The 14,540-nt window shown below is 70.8% G+C and carries 21 protein-coding genes and 1 pseudogene; 12 read left to right on the top strand and 10 right to left on the bottom strand.

From position 1 onward, the window contains the following. The first annotated feature begins 18 nt into the window (after positions 1-18). Both BLS95_RS20915 and BLS95_RS20910 read left to right on the top strand, forming a co-directional pair. Positions 19-960 carry an SDR family oxidoreductase gene (locus tag BLS95_RS20915; RefSeq protein ID WP_090933726.1) on the top strand — a complete coding sequence of 314 codons (942 nt, stop codon included), beginning with the start codon at positions 19-21 and terminating at the stop codon, positions 958-960. Positions 961-1,017: 57 nt separating this feature from the next. Next, on the top strand, positions 1,018-1,686 hold the full coding sequence (locus BLS95_RS20910) for an NADPH-dependent F420 reductase (protein ID WP_218135889.1): 669 nt from the start codon (positions 1,018-1,020) through the stop codon (positions 1,684-1,686). An 88-nt stretch (positions 1,687-1,774) separates the two neighbouring features. Here BLS95_RS20910 and BLS95_RS20900 read toward each other — a convergent pair whose 3' ends face one another. Genes BLS95_RS20900 through BLS95_RS20885 form a run of 4 tightly spaced genes read right to left on the bottom strand, consistent with a single transcriptional unit; the run spans position 1,775 to position 5,290 of the window. Next, the gene (locus BLS95_RS20900; RefSeq protein ID WP_090933720.1) at positions 1,775-2,665 is read right to left on the bottom strand and encodes a TauD/TfdA dioxygenase family protein; all 891 of its coding nucleotides are present in this window, start codon (positions 2,663-2,665) and stop codon (positions 1,775-1,777) included. 22 nt (positions 2,666-2,687) lie between these two features. Continuing rightward, entirely contained in the window at positions 2,688-3,479 is a 792-nt protein-coding gene (locus tag BLS95_RS20895; RefSeq protein ID WP_090933718.1) for an ABC transporter ATP-binding protein, read from the bottom strand. Continuing rightward, positions 3,463-4,497, bottom strand: a complete 1,035-nt coding sequence (locus tag BLS95_RS20890) for a taurine ABC transporter substrate-binding protein (protein WP_090933717.1) — start codon at positions 4,495-4,497, stop codon at positions 3,463-3,465. Before BLS95_RS20890 ends, BLS95_RS20895 begins: the two co-directional genes overlap by 17 nt. 31 nt (positions 4,498-4,528) lie before the next feature. Beyond that, positions 4,529-5,290 carry an ABC transporter permease gene (locus BLS95_RS20885; RefSeq protein ID WP_090933715.1) on the bottom strand — a complete coding sequence of 254 codons (762 nt, stop codon included), beginning with the start codon at positions 5,288-5,290 and terminating at the stop codon, positions 4,529-4,531. On the opposite strand from BLS95_RS20885, the gene BLS95_RS59055 reads away from it, so the two are divergent. Beyond that, positions 5,289-5,420, top strand: a complete 132-nt coding sequence (locus BLS95_RS59055) for a hypothetical protein (protein ID WP_281250024.1) — start codon at positions 5,289-5,291, stop codon at positions 5,418-5,420. The two genes, BLS95_RS20885 and BLS95_RS59055, sit on opposite strands and share 2 nt — an antisense overlap. 186 nt (positions 5,421-5,606) lie before the next feature. Here BLS95_RS59055 and BLS95_RS20880 read toward each other — a convergent pair whose 3' ends face one another. Continuing rightward, on the bottom strand, positions 5,607-5,927 hold the full coding sequence (locus BLS95_RS20880) for an LUD domain-containing protein (RefSeq protein ID WP_090933713.1): 321 nt from the start codon (positions 5,925-5,927) through the stop codon (positions 5,607-5,609). Positions 5,928-6,017: 90 nt separating this feature from the next. Here BLS95_RS20880 and BLS95_RS20875 point away from each other — a divergent pair, with 90 nt between their 5' ends. Both BLS95_RS20875 and BLS95_RS20870 read left to right on the top strand, forming a co-directional pair. After that, positions 6,018-6,428 carry a winged helix-turn-helix transcriptional regulator gene (locus tag BLS95_RS20875; protein WP_281250018.1) on the top strand — a complete coding sequence of 137 codons (411 nt, stop codon included), beginning with the start codon at positions 6,018-6,020 and terminating at the stop codon, positions 6,426-6,428. Between the two features lie 307 nt (positions 6,429-6,735). Next, positions 6,736-6,927, top strand: a complete 192-nt coding sequence (locus BLS95_RS20870) for a hypothetical protein (protein WP_090933711.1) — start codon at positions 6,736-6,738, stop codon at positions 6,925-6,927. A gap of 9 nt (positions 6,928-6,936) precedes the next feature. Here the strand turns inward: BLS95_RS20870 and ssuE are convergent, their stop codons facing one another. From ssuE to BLS95_RS56930, 5 genes are read right to left on the bottom strand one after another with little or no spacing between them, the layout of a single operon-like run. Then, positions 6,937-7,446, bottom strand: coding sequence for an NADPH-dependent FMN reductase (ssuE, locus tag BLS95_RS20865; protein ID WP_090933710.1), 510 nt, complete (start codon positions 7,444-7,446; stop codon positions 6,937-6,939). Positions 7,447-7,460: 14 nt separating this feature from the next. Continuing rightward, on the bottom strand, positions 7,461-8,612 hold the full coding sequence (locus tag BLS95_RS20860) for an acyl-CoA dehydrogenase family protein (RefSeq protein ID WP_090933708.1): 1,152 nt from the start codon (positions 8,610-8,612) through the stop codon (positions 7,461-7,463). Beyond that, the gene (locus BLS95_RS20855; protein WP_090933706.1) at positions 8,609-9,763 is read right to left on the bottom strand and encodes an LLM class flavin-dependent oxidoreductase; all 1,155 of its coding nucleotides are present in this window, start codon (positions 9,761-9,763) and stop codon (positions 8,609-8,611) included. The genes BLS95_RS20860 and BLS95_RS20855 overlap by 4 nt, the downstream gene beginning before the upstream one ends. 8 nt (positions 9,764-9,771) lie before the next feature. Next, positions 9,772-10,293, bottom strand: coding sequence for an acyl-CoA dehydrogenase family protein (locus BLS95_RS56935; RefSeq protein ID WP_245765187.1), 522 nt, complete (start codon positions 10,291-10,293; stop codon positions 9,772-9,774). A 50-nt stretch (positions 10,294-10,343) separates the two neighbouring features. Then, complete coding sequence (locus BLS95_RS56930; protein ID WP_218135888.1) at positions 10,344-10,781, bottom strand: acyl-CoA dehydrogenase family protein; 438 nt, start codon at positions 10,779-10,781, stop codon at positions 10,344-10,346. Between the two features lie 83 nt (positions 10,782-10,864). Here BLS95_RS56930 and BLS95_RS20845 point away from each other — a divergent pair, with 83 nt between their 5' ends. The 7 genes and pseudogenes from BLS95_RS20845 (at position 10,865) to BLS95_RS56910 (ending at position 14,436) form a co-directional block, all read left to right on the top strand. After that, complete coding sequence (locus BLS95_RS20845) at positions 10,865-12,478, top strand: ABC transporter substrate-binding protein (RefSeq protein WP_176993297.1); 1,614 nt, start codon at positions 10,865-10,867, stop codon at positions 12,476-12,478. After that, entirely contained in the window at positions 12,466-12,663 is a 198-nt protein-coding gene (locus tag BLS95_RS56925; RefSeq protein ID WP_218135887.1) for a hypothetical protein, read from the top strand. The genes BLS95_RS20845 and BLS95_RS56925 overlap by 13 nt, the downstream gene beginning before the upstream one ends. 38 nt (positions 12,664-12,701) lie before the next feature. Continuing rightward, a pseudogene (locus tag BLS95_RS59555) lies at positions 12,702-12,854 on the top strand (ABC transporter substrate-binding protein); the annotation flags it as partial. Between the two features lie 100 nt (positions 12,855-12,954). Next, the gene (locus BLS95_RS58005) at positions 12,955-13,233 is read left to right on the top strand and encodes a site-specific integrase (protein WP_245765186.1); all 279 of its coding nucleotides are present in this window, start codon (positions 12,955-12,957) and stop codon (positions 13,231-13,233) included. A gap of 128 nt (positions 13,234-13,361) precedes the next feature. Continuing rightward, positions 13,362-13,901 (top strand): winged helix-turn-helix domain-containing protein, encoded by a 540-nt coding sequence (locus tag BLS95_RS20830; protein WP_090933700.1) that lies wholly within the window; start codon positions 13,362-13,364, stop codon positions 13,899-13,901. An 83-nt stretch (positions 13,902-13,984) separates the two neighbouring features. Continuing rightward, complete coding sequence (locus BLS95_RS56915; RefSeq protein WP_218135885.1) at positions 13,985-14,128, top strand: hypothetical protein; 144 nt, start codon at positions 13,985-13,987, stop codon at positions 14,126-14,128. A gap of 11 nt (positions 14,129-14,139) precedes the next feature. Then, entirely contained in the window at positions 14,140-14,436 is a 297-nt protein-coding gene (locus BLS95_RS56910; RefSeq protein WP_218135884.1) for a transposase, read from the top strand. Positions 14,437-14,540 lie beyond the last annotated feature (104 nt).

Genomic DNA, 14,540 nt, shown 5'->3' with positions numbered 1-14,540 from the left:
CTCATAAGGAACAGCAGAATGCGCGTTTTCGTCACTGGCGGGACCGGCCATTCCGGTTCGTACATCGTCCCCGAGCTCATCGCCGCCGGGCACGAGGTCACCGGCCTGGCCCGGTCGGACACGGCTGCGGCGGCGCTGTCCGCGCTCGGCGCGAAGGTGCGTCGCGGCGACCTCGGGGATCTCGACGGGCTCAAGGAAGCGGCTGCGGACTCCGACGGCGTCATCCACGTCGCGCACCGGCAAGACCTGCTTTTCTTCGGTGGGATCCACGCCGTGGCCGCCGCCGAGGTCCCGATCATGCTCGCCTACGGTGAGGCACTGGCGGGAACCGGAAAGCCGCTGGTCGCGGCGGGGAGCATCGGCTCGCCCGGGCAGGGATTCCTGGGCCGGACGGCCACCGAGGAGGACCCGGCCCTTCCCAGTGGCGATGAGCACAAGGGCACCCTGCGGGCTCGTAACGTCGTGGAAACCACCGTAATCGGCCTCGCCGAGCAGGGCGTGCGGTCTTCGGTCGTGCGGATCGCCAACATCGCGCACAGCACGACCGATCGTGCCGGCTTCCTTCCGACGCTGATCGCGCTCGCGAAGGAGAAGGGCTTCATCGGCTACCCAGGAGACGGCGCGAACCTGTGGAACGCCGTGCACATCCGCGATGTCGCCTCCTTGTTCCGCCTGGCGCTGGAGAAGGGCCCGGCCGGCAAATACTGGCACGCGGTCGACGACGGGGGCATCCCGTTCCGGGAGATCGCCGAGGCTATCGGCAGCCGTCTGGGCGTGCCCGCCGTGAGCGTTCCCGTGGACGAACTGGTGCTGCCGGGATACTTCGGGTTCCTCGCGAACATCGTCACCCAGAGCTACCCGGCGTCCAACCTCGTCACCCGCCGGACCCTCGGCTGGGAACCCGCTCAGCCCCGCCTGCTCGCCGATCTGGACAACGGCCACTACTTCCCCGCCGGCTGACGGCAAGGACCCGAGTCTCAACGAGTCCGGCACATGACAAGGAGGGCGGCTCAGAATATGACGACTGTGGGATTCATCGGCAGCGGCGCCATCGGCAGCACCATCGCGCGGCTCGCCGTCGAGGCCGGGCATCAGGTCGTGCTCAGCAACTCACGCGGTCCCGAAACGCTCGCGGACATGGCCGCGGAACTGGGGCCGCGGGCGTCCGCGGCGACCAGCGGGGAAGCCGCGGCGGCAGGCGACATCGTCGTGATCACAGTGCCGGTCAACGCCTTCCCCCACGTCCCCGCCGCGCCACTGGCCGGGAAGACGGTCATCGACACGTGCAACTACGGCCCCGAGCGTGACGGGCCCATCCCCGAGCTCGCCAGCAAGTCGCTCACCTCAAGCGAGCTGCTGCTGCAGTATCTCCCGGACGCCAGGGTTGTGAAAGCATTCAACAACATCTTCTTCAAGCACCTGTTGTCACTCGCCCGCCCGGTGGGGGCGGCCGACCGCTCGTACCTGCCGATCGCCGGGGACTCCGCGCCGGCGAAGGCGGCGGTGACCGAATTCATCGAATCCATCGGGTACAGCGTGCTGGACGCGGGATCACTGGCCGACAGTTGGCGGCAAGCGACGGGCACGCCGGTATGGGGGACCCCGTACGGGCCGTACTCGAACGAGAAGGGCCAGCCGGTCGCCGAGGACGCCATCCGCGTGGCACTGGCCGCCGCAACGCGGTAAACCCGCGAGCCAAGCGGCAGCCGAACCTGCTGTTCGGGGTCGTCCGGTTGCTTGGCCGGCCGGTCGAGGATCCGGCCGAGTTCCATGATTACGTGGTGGCGAACTGGCCGGTGATCGAGGCGGAGGGCCCGAACGGCCGGTCGCCGCGCAGCGTGATGCGGTGCATGACCCGGTGGGCGGTGCCGTAGTCGCGGTTGGCGTAGTGGGCGGTGCTGCGGTTGTCCCACATGGCCACGTCGCCGAGGCGCCAGCGGTGGCGGATGATGTGCTCCGGCTTGGTCAGGTGGGCGTAAAGCAGGTCGAGGATGTGGCGGCTCTCGGCCTCCGAGACGCCGACGATGTGCGAGGTGAAGCCGGGGTTGACGAAGAGACCCTTGCGCCCGGTCTCGGGGTGGACGCGGACGACGGGGTGCTCCACCGGGTCCAGCCGGGTGACGACCTCGCCATCCCAGACGCTGCCCTTGCCGCCGCGCCGCTGGGCCAGGTAGTAGCCGAACTCGCGGTTGCCGTCGTGCACCGCGGTGAGCTGGTCGGCCAGTTCCTGTACAGGTGCGGCCAGTGAGTCGTAGGCGAGCTGGCTGTCGGCCCAGCTGGTGTCCCCGCCGGTGGGAGGCAGGACCACGGCGCGCAGGATCGAGCCGAGCGGCGGGCGCGGCATGAAGGTGACGTCGGTGTGCCAGACGTCGGCGAAGCCGTTGTCGGCACTATCGAGCGCGTAGATCTCCGGGTGCGCCTCGTCCACGCCGCCGACGACGGGGTGGGAGGCGGTCAACTCGCCGAGGCGGCGGCCCAGGGCGACCTGGCCGTCCTCGTCGAGGCTCTGCCCGGAGAAGAAGAGCGCCTTCCACTCGACGAGGGCGGCTCGTACCGCGGCCAACTCCTCGTCGTCGGCGGTCGCCAGGTCGAGCCCTTCTATCTGGGCGCCGAAGTGCGGCCCGAGCGGGCGCAGGGTGAGCGTGGCGGCCAGGGGTGTGGACATGTGCGCTCCTGTTCTGTGGTGGTCATCCGGCGGCGTCGCGGACGGCGTGGCTGACGGTGGCGCGCAGGGCCGCGTACTCGGGGAGGGCGCGGAGTTCGTCGGGCTCCAGGCCGGTGCGGGGCAGGGGGATGGCGAGGTCGAGGGCGATCTGGCCTGGCCTGCTGGTGAGCACGACGACGCGGCTGCCGAGGAAGACGGCCTCTTCGACGCTGTGGGTGACGAACACAGAGGTGCGGCCCGTCTGCTCACTGACCCGGCGCAGGTCCTCCTGCAGCCGCTCGCGAGTGAGCGCGTCCAGGGCCGCGAACGGCTCGTCGAGCAGCAGCAGCGGATCGTCGCCCGCCAGCGCCCTGGCGATGGCCACGCGCTGTTGCTGACCGCCGGACAGCTGCCAGGTCCGGCGGTGGGCCACGTCGTGCAGGCCGACCCGTTCCAGGAGCTCCGGCACCCGGCGGGCGCGCTCCTCGCGGGGGACGCCGGCGTAGCGCAGGGCCAGCTCGACGTTGCCGCCCACGCTCTTCCAGGGGAACAGCCGGGGCTGCTGGAACACGATCCCGGCGCCGGTGCCGGGTATCGGCGCAGCTCCGGCGGTGCGGACGATGCCGGCGCTGGGCCACTCGAAGCCGGCGATCAGGCGCAGCAGCGTGCTCTTGCCGCAGCCGGACGCTCCGACGATCACGAGGAACGAGCCGCGGGGGACGTCGAGCGAGATCGGGCCAAGCGCGGTCACGACGTCCGTGCCCGTCCCGTACACGTGCACGACATCCTTCACGTGGACGGCGGCCTGCGTGCCGATCTCAAGGGGTGAGGACATCGGGCAGTCCCTTGTTGTAGATGGCGTTCCGCACGGTCGTCAGGTCGGGTACGGCTTCGATCTTCTGCAGGTCCTTGAGGAACTGCGCGGCGTTGACGAGGTTCTCGGCCAGGGCGCCGGGCCGCTCGGGGGTGCCGAGCCACTCGGGGGAGGCCAGGTCGGCGGGCTTGAGGAAGACGCCCTGGGTGAGCTGGTCCTCGGCGTCCTCCTTGGTGAGGTTGAGCTCGGTGGCGACGGCGGCGGCGGCCTCGGCGCGGTTGTCGGCGATGAGCTGCAGGGCCCTCGCCTCGGCCTTGCGCCAGGCGTCCACCGCCTCCGGGTGCGCCTTGAGGAACGCGGTGGACACCACCCCGAGGTCCAGCGTGGGCTTGCCGGCCGTGGCCAGTTCCCGGCTGGCGATCAGGACCTTGCCGTTCTTCTTCAGCTCCTTCAGGGTGGGCAGCCAGGTGTAGGCGGCGTCGATGTCGCCGCGCGTCCAGGAGGCGAGGATGTCCTGCGGTTCGAGGTCGACGATGGTCAGCTCCGACTCGCGCACGCCCGCCTGGCCGAGCGCGGCCAGCAGGCTGTAATGGGAGGTCGAGGCGAACGACGTGGCGACCTTCTTGCCGCGCAGGCCCTCGATCGCCGACACGCCGCTGTCGTTCCTGACGACCAGGGCCTCGTTGTCGCCGGCCACGTCGAGCACGAACGCCACCTGGTACGGGATGTTCAGCGGAGCCGACAGCCCGCGGGCCACCGGGCTGGAGCCGATGGCGGCGATGTCCACGCTGCCGGCCACGAAGGCGGTGTTGATGCTGGCGCCCGAGTCGAACTTCGTCCACTGGATCTGGTAACCGGGCAGCGCCTCCTCCAGCCACCTCTTGTTCTTGACGATGAGGTCGCCGCTGGGGAATGCCTGGTAGGCGAGGCGGATGCGGTTGGCCGCCGCGCCGTCACCGCCTCCCCGGGACGCGGTGCCGTCACCGCAGGCGGCCAGGACCGCGATCAGCACGAAGGACAGCAGGAATCTCAGACGCATGGCGGCTTCCTCATGAGGGACGTGCGGCGGGTTACGAGCGGCCCCGCCAGGGGATGAGCCGTTTCTCCGTGACCCGCAGCAGAGCGTCGATGAGCAGGCCTGACAGGCCGATGGCCAGCAGTCCCAGCACCACGACGTCGGTCTGCAGGTAACGCTGGGCGTCCCGGACCATGCCGCCGATGCCCGGTACGCCGTTGACCGTCTCGGCGGCGACCACGGACGAGTACGCGATGCCGACGGCCAGGCGGACGCCGGTGAAGATCTCCGGCAGCGCGTTGGGCAGCACCACGTCCCGGATGACGTCCCGCCGCGAGGCGCCCAGCGCCCTGGCCGCCTCGACCAGGTGGGACGGCGCGCCGTGCACGGCGGCGGCGGTGGCCACCGCCACCGGTGGCAGCGCCGCGATCGCCAGCAGCCACAGCTTGGGCGTCTCGTCGATGCCGAACCAGATGATGAGCAGGCTGAAGTACGCCAGCGGCGGCAGCGCCCGCACGAAGGTGACCACCGGCTCGGCCACGACGCGGATCCACGGCACGGTGCCGAGCACGACGCCCACGACGAGCCCGCCGGCCACGCCGATCGCGGATCCGATGAGGATGCGCCGCAGGCTGATGCCCAGGTGCTCGACGAGCAGGCTGCCGCTGTAGCCGCGGATGCCGTCGTGGGTCGTGGACAACCGCAGGAATTGCTCCCACACGGCGCCGGGGGAGGGGATGAAGGAGGCATTGGCCGCCGCGGCCGCGGCGAGCTGCCACAGGCCGAGGAGCGCGGCTCCGGCGAGCACGCGCACCATGATCCTGCGGGTCGCCGGCCGCCATCGCCGGGTGACGGACGCCGGTCCGCCGTCGGGAACGGCGGTCGAGGGGGCGGCCGTCGAGGTGGGCGAGGTCACCGCCTCGGACGCCTGGTCGGGGGGCTCATGACCACGAAGCTACGGCGACACTCGCCTAAAGTCAACATTTCCTACTAGGTATATCGGTTATAGCGATGGTGTCGTACGTGTTCGCGAAAGGCGATCTCCATGTCCTGTTCGGCGCCTGTGGCGGCGGTGGTGCCGCACGTAACGACGGCGAGCCCATGTACGGCGGCACTCTGGCCTACCTGGAGTATCAGGGCCCCGTGGCCCGCTCCGGCAGGGCCTCGCGCTCCACGATGAGGATCTTGCCGATGAACGATGACTGCCCGGACTCCTGGAGGCGCCGATGCTCGCGCGGCAGGCTGTAGGAGCGAACCCGCCGCAGCGCCGTCTCCAGGTCCGGCACCACCTTCTGGGCGCCGGCCACCCAGACGACCTTGCGCGCCCCCGACGCGTACGGCGCGAGCTGGCTGCCGCTGGCCGAGGCGATGACCAGGTGGCCCTCCTCCGTCACCGCGTGCACGCTGCCCACGACGTACTCGGCCGTGGCGCCGAGACGGACGACCGCCTGCACGTCGCCCTTGGGGTCCTCGGCTGCGGCCCGGACGGAGGCGAACCGGCCCGACTCGTCGAGGTCGGCGGCTCAGTGAAGCGGAGGGAACTCTTGCACGTCGACAGACCCGCCAGCGGCGCGAGTTCCGTGCTCAAGGCGCGTGACGAGATGACCTGCCAGGTCCGCGATGTCCTGAACCGTGTGGGGGACAAGTGGACCCTGTCGGTCGTCAACGAGCTCGGAGCCGGTCCGCGCCGCTTCAATGAGCTCAGGCGCGCCGTTCCGGGTATCAGTCAGCGCATGCTGACCGCCACCCTGCGCGTGCTCGAACGCGACGGGCTGGTCATACGCAGCGTGTATGCCGAGGTGCCGCCTCGCGTCGACTACGAGCTGACGCCGCTCGGCCGGACGTTGCTCGAGCGGGTCTGGGGACTGGTCGACTGGGCCGTGGAGCACCACGACGACATCGAGGGCGCCCGCGACCGCTACGATGCCCGGCGCGCACCCGACAATTCCCCATGAGCGCTCGTGCCCACTCTCCGATGACGGCCGCCATCTCGACCGCGCGCTGCATCAGGTCCGCCGCCGTGGACGACGAGTACAGCAGGCGCTGGCGGGCCAACCCCGACCGGCACGGCAGGTCGGCGCTGCGGCCGCGGCCCCGGTCTCTGTACTGGGGGCGGCAGGGGTCGTGCTGTTCTTCCTGGAGCCGGCCGCCGCCACCGGGCACAAGGCGTACCTGGAGGAAGCGCAGCGCGGTGCGGAGCGGCTGGCGGCCACCTGACGGCAGGACGATGACCTGACACTGCACCACGGGCCGCCCGGCACGATGATCGCGCTTATCGAGGCCGGCTGGGTGCTGGTGGACGGGCGCGCCATCCGGGGGATCGACGAGCGCTGCGTGGTCTTCCAGGAGCCGCGGCGCTGTTTTGGCGCGACCTCGCCAGGGCGCCGGCCCGGCAGCCCGGCGTGCCTGCTGGCGAGGAGCCTGTCCGGGCCCCTCGCTCAAGATTCCGGGTGACGAACGGCGTCAGGCGACCGCCCTCAGCGGGACCGCGTTCACCTCGTCGGCCAGCGCTCGAAGCCGGGGCCGCAGTTCCTCAGCCAGCGGGGTGATCTGCGTGTCCAGCACGAACAGCCCCCGCGTCACGTGCCGCGCCCCCAGCACGCTGAGCACCGGCCGCAGGGCGTAGTCCACCGCCAGCAGATGCCCCTGTGTGCCCCCGGTGGCGATGGGCACCACGGTCTTGCCGGCGAACGCCTTCTGCGGCAGCCCGTCCAGGAAGGCCTTGACCAGGCCGGTGTAGGCGGCCTTGTAGATGGGCGTGGCCAGGACGATCACGTCGGCCTCGGCCACGGAGCGCGCCGCCGCCACGAGGTCCGGATGGTCGCCGCGGCCGAGCAGGAGCGGCTCGGCGGGCAGGTCGCGCAGGTGGAGCAGGGAGACCGCGCCGTCCAGGAGTTCGGCTACGTGGTCGAGGAGTCGTCCGGTGCGGGAGGTCGCGGAGGGGCTGCCCGAAATCAGAAGCACGCGGGTCATGACGGAGATCCCTTTCAGAAAAGCCCGTTCAGCGGCGGCTGCGCGCCGGTGAGGTGGTAGGCGCCGACCACGGCGGCCTTCCAGGCGCGGGGGTTGTGGTTGGCGACGGTCCTGGCGTTGCGCCAGTGCCGGTCGAGGTTGTGGCGGCGCGAGACCGCGGAGCCGCCGCCCACGTCGAACAGCAGCTCGGCCGCCTTCAAAGCCGACTCCGCTGCGACGAACTGCGCCTGGGCCACCTCGACGGCCGCGTCTGTGAGCAGGTCGGGCTCCAGGTCGCCGCCCCAGGCCCGGTCGATCGCGGCGGCAGCCCGCAGGACCGCGGATTCGGCGGCGTAGGCGCGGGCGGAGATCTCGCCGACGGCGTGGCGCACGTACGGGTCTTCGACAGAGCGGGCGGCGCTGCTGTGCTGGATCGGGCGAGCGCGCTCGCGGGTGAAGCCGACGGCGTCGGTCAGGGCGCCCCGCGCGATCCCGGCCAGCACGGAGGCCAGGTAGAGCTGCATGAACGCGCTGACGGGGGAGCGGGCGCCGTTCCCGGGACGTTCGGCGATCTCCTCCTGCCGCACCTTGACCCCGTTCAGCCGGGTCGTGCCGCTGGCCGTGAGCCGCTGCCCGATCCCGTCGAAGTCGTCGAGCAGTTCCAGCCCCTCCCGGTCGCGCGGCAGCGTGAAGAACACCCGCTCGCCGGAGTCGTCCACGGCGGACGCGCTGACCCAGTCCGCGTACAGCGCGCCCGTGCTGTAGTACTTGCTGCCGTTCACGACGCCGTCGCGGTCGATGCGGGTGCGCACCTCCCCGCTGGCGCCGCCGATCTCCCAGCCCGCGTTGCCGAACACGTCCCCGGCCAGGAAACGCGGGAACCAGCGTTCGCGTTCCTGCTCGGAGGCGGTGAGCAAGTGCTCGACCCGGCCGAAGCTGGGGCGGACGGCCTGGGCGATGTTGGAGTCGGCGGCGGCCAGGGAGATGAGGAAGTCGAACACCTCGGCCACGCTGGAGCCGCCTCCGCCGTACGAGGCGGGAATGCGGAAGGTGAACAGGCCGGCGGCGGCCAGGGCGCGGATTTCACCCTGCGGGAGCTCGCGGGCGAGCTCCCGCTGCCCGGCTCCGGCCGCCAGCTCGGGAAGCAGCTCGGCGGCGCGCCGCCGCAGCTCCGTCAGCGTGCTCACAGCGCTCCCGCCGTGGCGAACGGGATAGAGGCCGGTTCGGCGGCGGCCGGCTCCGTGGGATGCCGCCACAGGCCGCGCTCGCGCAGGAGGGGCAGCACGCCCTCACCGAACCAGTACGCCTCCTCCAGGTGCGGGTACCCGGACAGCACGAACTCGGTGAGCCCGAGCCGGTGGTACTCCTCGATGCGGTCGGCGACCTCGGCGTGGCTGCCGACCAGCGCCGTGCCCGCCCCGCCGCGCACCAGGCCGACGCCCGCCCACAGGTTCGGGTAGACCTCCAGGTCGTCGCGCCTGCCGCCGTGCAGGGCGAGCATGCGCTTCTGCCCCTCCGACTCGCTGCGGCCCAGGCCGGCCTGCACCTTCTCCAGGGTCGCCTGGTCGATGCCGTCGAGCAGCCTGCGTGCCTGAGCCCACGCCTGCTCGCTGGTGTCGCGGGTGATGACGTGCAGCCTGATGCCGTGCCTGAGCGTACGGCCCTCGGCGGCGGCCAGCCCGTTCACCCACGAGATCTTCTCGGCCACGGCGTCCGGCGGCTCGCCCCAGGTGAGGTAGGCGTCCACGTGCCGCGCGGCCACCCGGCCCGCGGCGGGAGAGGAGCCGCCGAAGTACACGTCGGGCACCGGATCGGGCAGCCGGTTGAGCCGGGCGTCCTCGACCTGGAGGTGCTCACCGGACAGGCTCACCGTCTCGCCCCGCCACAGCGCCCGCACCACCTGCAGGAACTCGTCGGTACGCGCATAGCGGGCGTCCTTGTCCAGGAAGTCCCCGTACGCGCGTTGCTCGTGGCTCTCCCCGCCCGTCACCACGTTCAGCAGCAGCCGCCCGCGCGAGTGCCACTGGAAGGTGGCCGCCATCTGCGCGGCCAGCGTGGGGGAGACCAGCCCGGGGCGGAAGGCCACCAGGAACTTCAGCCGCTCGGTGGTGTCGGCCAGCATCGCGGTGGTCAGCCAGGCGTCCTCGCACCACGCGCCGGTGGGCGTCAGCGCGCCGACGAAGCCGACCTGCTCGGCCGCGTGCACGATCTGGCGCAGGTAGGACAGGGTCGCGGGGCGGGAGCCGGACGCCGCGCCCGCCGGGAGCCCGTGGCCGCCGCCCACGACGTCGCGGCTGTCGCCGTACGTGGGCAGGAACCAGTGGAACGTCAAAGTCATCGTTTCTCCTAGAGCAGGCCGTGCCGGGGCGGAAGCCGGCCGTTGAGCACGTAGCGGCCGATGTGCTGGATCTTCCAGCGGGCCGGGTCGTGCAGGGTATGGGTGCAGGCGTTGCGCCAGTGGCGGTGCAGGTTGAGCCCCGTCCAGGCTGGACCGGGTGCCGCCCAGCTCGCGTTGCCCGGCTCCACCGCCACCGGGTCGGCGAACGCCTTGGCCGCGGCCACGGCGATGGAGGCGGCGGCGGCCGTCTCGTCGGTCCTGTCGTCCCGGGCGGTGTCCACGGCCTGTGCGGCCCGGTCGAGCAGCGCCTCGGCGGCGCGGACCTTGACGGGCAGCTCGCCGGCCCGCTGGATGACGAACGGATCGCCGGCCGCGCGGTCGTGACCGCTCTCGAACCACGGCCTGGCCTTGGTCCGGACGAACTCCAGCGCCTCCTCCAGCGCTCCGCCTGCGATGCCCACGTCGATCGCGGCGTGCAGGAGCTGGGAGTACGCCACGTGCAGCGTCCGGTCCTCCCGCCGTGCCAGCACCGGGATCCAGTGCGCGAACAGCGCGCCCGTGCTGTAGTGCTTGATGCCGTTCAGCAGGAAGCCCCTGCGGGGGCGGCGGTCAGCGAGGTCCGGTAGTCCTGGACGTGCTTGGTGCCCGCCTCGGACTGCGCGTTGCCGAAGCGTCCGCCGTCCAGCACCTCGCCGAAGAAGAACTCGCGCTGCACGTCCGTGCCCTGCTGCCGCAGAACGTTGACGTCGACGAAGTGGCGGTGCGGGATCTGCGCGAGGTTCGGGTCGGCCGCGGCCGGCAGCCGGAACACCTCGGCGAGGGTGCGCGCGCTCACGTCAGCACCGCCGTACGCACGCGGCACGGGGATGGCGAGCAGACCGCCGGCCGACAGCCTGTCGAGCTCGGGCTCAGGCAGGGGGCGTTCGGCGTCGCGGGCCGCCGCCTCCGCCGCGAACCCGGCGGCGAGCTCGCGCGCCGCCGCAAGCGTCTCGGCGTCGCCGGCGATCACGTGGGTCATGTGTTTCGTCCGTTCTGCGTGTTACGTTATGGTTCACCCTAATCCCTGCAATGCAGGTAGGCAATATGTGTTTAAGGACTCCCATGCTCACCCGCTTCACAATGCTGCTCGTCACGGCCCTGCTGCTGGCCGGTTGCGGCGCTGACGCCACGCCGCAACCGGTCGCCGGCGACGACGGCCCGAAGCCCGGAGGCACGCTCGTGCTCGGGGAGAACGCCGACGAGCCCGCCTGCCTCGACCCCCACCAGCTGTCCACCACGAACACCACGGTCGTGGGCCGCCCGATCTTCGACTCCCTGCTGTGGCAGGACGCCGAGGGCAACCTGAAGCCCTGGCTGGCCGCCGCCTGGAAGATCTCCGACGACGGCCTGACCTACACCTTCACCCTCCGGGAGGGCGTGACGTTCCACGACGGGTCGGCCTGGAACGCCGAGGCGCTGAAGCTCAACCTGGAGCACATGCGCGACCCGGCGACCAAGTCGCCGCTGGCCGCCTCGTACATCGCGCCGTACAAGGACGCGAAGGTCGTGAACGAGCGCACCTTGGAAGTGCGCCTGAGCTCGCCGTACTCGGCGTTCCTGAACGTGCTCGCGCAGTCGTACCTGGCCATGATCTCGCCCAAGCAGCTCAAGGAGGACCCGGCGAGCACCTGCGAGCACCCGATCGGCTCCGGCCCGTTCGTCTTCGGCAAGTGGACCAAGGGGCAGAGCATCACCTACCGCAAGAACCCCGGCTACGCGTGGGGGCCGACCGGCCGCACGGGTCCCGCGTACCTGGACGGGCTGGAGATCCGCTTCATGGCCGAGGACGCGACCCGCTACAACGCGCTGCTCGCCGGCGAGGTCAACGTGATCGACAACACCCCGCCCGTCAGCGTCGAGGACGTCAAGGCCAACCCCGGCCTCGCCTTCACTACCATCGACCGGCCGGGACACCCGTTCTCGGTCTGGCTCAACACCGGCCGCGCCCCGTTCGGCGACCAGAAGGTACGCCAGGCGCTCACGCTGGCCGTGGACCGCAAGGCCATCATCGACAGCGTCTCGTTCGGACAGTGGAGTGTGGCCACGGGCTTCGTCACCCCCTCCACCCCCGACCACGCCCAGGGCGGGCAGATCGCCTACGACCCGGCCAGGGCGAACGAGCTGCTGGACGAGGCGGGCTGGACGCAGAAGGACAAGGACGGCATCCGGCTCAAGGACGGCAAACGCCTGACCGCCGTCGCCCTCGACACGGGCGTGAACCCGCAGAACACGCAGATCCTGGTCCAGACCCAGGCCGCCGCCGCCAAGGCGGGCATCGAAATCAAGATCGAGAACGTCACGGCGCAGGTCTCGTCCGACCGCACGGCCAAGGGCGACTTCGACGTGTCCGTCGGCATCTGGACCACGAACACCGCCGACGTGCTGTGGATCCAGTACTCCTCGAAGAACATCACCACCGCCGAGCGGCGAGGCCAGAACACCACCAGGCTCTCCGACGACGACCTCGACAAGCTGCTCGAAGAGGCCAGGGCCAGCACCGACGCCGCCCAGCGGGCCGGAATCTACGGCAAGGCGCAGGCCCGGCTGCTCGAACTGGCGCCCGCCATCCCGCTCTACGACAGGCCCAGCCTCGTCTCCTCGCAGAAGCGGGTGCACGGCCTGACGTGGGACTACGCCTACGGCGCTGTCACCTTCCAGGACGCATGGGTGAGCTGACACATGACCAAGACCCCCTCGCCGTCCTCACGCTCGCGCTGCTGCTCGCCGGATGCGGCAGCGCGGCCGGGACCTCGGGCGGCACCACGAACGCCCCCAAGTCCGGCGGCACCCTGATCCTGGGCGAGAACGGGCAGCAGCCGCCCTCGACCCGCACTGCAACGCCAGTTCCGACGGCCCGGTGAGCACGGTCCCGGTGGCCGACTCGCCGGTGTGGTTCGACATGGACGGGACGATCCAGCCGTGGCTGGCGGACAGCTGGGAGATCTCCGATGACGGCAGGACCTATACATTCAAGCTCCACCAGGGCGTGAAATTTCCTGACAGGGCGGTCTGGAACGCCGAGGCCCTCAAGGCCAACTTCGAGCACATGCGCGACCCAACGATCAAGTTGTTCCTAGGCGGCCACCCACCGGCTGTCCGCGCTGTATCGGCTGATCGCCCTGCGGGGTCTGCGCCGAGGGGAAGCGGTCAGGTTGCGCTGGAAGGCCGTCGACCTGGCCGCCGGGACGACCGGGGTGCACTGGCAGATCACCCACCTGGGATGGGAGCCGGTACAGGGCAGACCGAAAACCGAGGCCAGCGACCGCACCATCGCCCTGGACGAAGACACCATCAGCGCGCTGCGCGCGCCCCGCAAGCGCCAAGCCGCGGAGCGGCCGGCCGCGGGCGAGGCCTGGACGAACAGCGGGTTCGTCTTCACCGACGAGATGGGCCGGCCGCTGCATCCACAGCAGGTCAGCGACCACTTCTGACACCACAGTGTGAGATTCGTGCCCTAGGACCGAGCGCTTCTCGCCGCCCTCTGGACCTCGCTACACAGGTTGAATGCGTAGAGTCCTAACTCGGTGACGGACCGCGTTCGGTGCGGTATGACCGGAGCATGCGGTACGGGCAAAGGGGTGGGTACACGCCCGCTGAGCAGGAACGGCGGAAGCGTGTACGGCTGCGGGCGGCCGAGTGGTTCGAGGCCGGGGAGTCGACCAGGACGGTCGCCGCGCGGTTACGGGTACACGAGCGGTCGGTGACCCGCTGGCGTATAGCCTGGCGGGAGGGCGGCACATCGGCCCTGCGGTCGAAGGGGCCGGCGTCGAGGAAGAAGCTGTCGGCCCGGCAATGGACGCGGCTGGATGCCGAGCTCCGGCGGGGCCCGCTGGCCTGGGGCTACGCCGAAGACCAGTGCTGGACACTTGGCCGGGTCAAGCTGATCGGGCGGCTGTTTCACATCGGCTACACCATCGACGGGGTGGGCAAGCTGCTGCATCGCCACGGCTGGTCGGTGCAGGTCCCGGCCCGGCGCGCGATCGAGCGGGACGAGGAGGCCATCGCGCTGTGGAAGGCCGAGGTGTGGCCCGCGGTAAAAGCACCGCGGCGGACCTGGGCGCCTACCTCTGCTTCGAAGACGAGACCGGGCAAGGGCTGAGGCCGCCGAAGGGACGCACCTGGGCGCCGGTCGGTGCCCGGCCGGTGGTGACGGTACGCGGCAGAGGTTCCGGCCGGGTCAACATGGCCGGCGTCCTGTGCTACCGCGACGGTGAGCGGCCGCACCTGTTCTACCGCTTGCACGTCTACCACGGCCGCAAGGGCGAACCCAAGACGTTCTCCTGGATGGACTACCGGGACCTGATCGTGGCCACCACCAGCACTTAGGTGCACCGCTGGTGTGGTGCTGGGACAACCTGAACGTGCACCTGGCCGGCCAGCTCGCCGACTTTGCTGCCGCGAACACCGACTGGCTGCGCATCGTTCAGCTCTCCACCTACGCTCCCGAGCTCAATCCCGCCGAGGGCGTCTGGTCGCTGCTCCGCCGGACCCTGGCCAACTTCGCCGTCACCGACCTGCCCGGGCTCGTCCGGATCGTCAAACGCAAGCTGAAGAAGATCCAGTACCGGCCCCACCTACTCACCGGCTGCCTCACCCAGACCGGGCTCACCCTCGATACGCCGGCAAATCCATGACCGACTCTACGAATTCAACCTGTGTATCTGCGATCGGGGCGCCCTCCAGCGCCTGGACCCAACGATGTCGCCTATGTTCTCTCCGTCCACAACCCCTCGGCGCC

This window comes from Nonomuraea jiangxiensis (assembly GCF_900099965.1).
Classification (GTDB): domain Bacteria; phylum Actinomycetota; class Actinomycetes; order Streptosporangiales; family Streptosporangiaceae; genus Nonomuraea; species Nonomuraea jiangxiensis.
The sequence above is the reverse complement of the archived record's forward strand: the minus strand, read 5'-3'. Positions and strand labels throughout refer to the sequence as shown.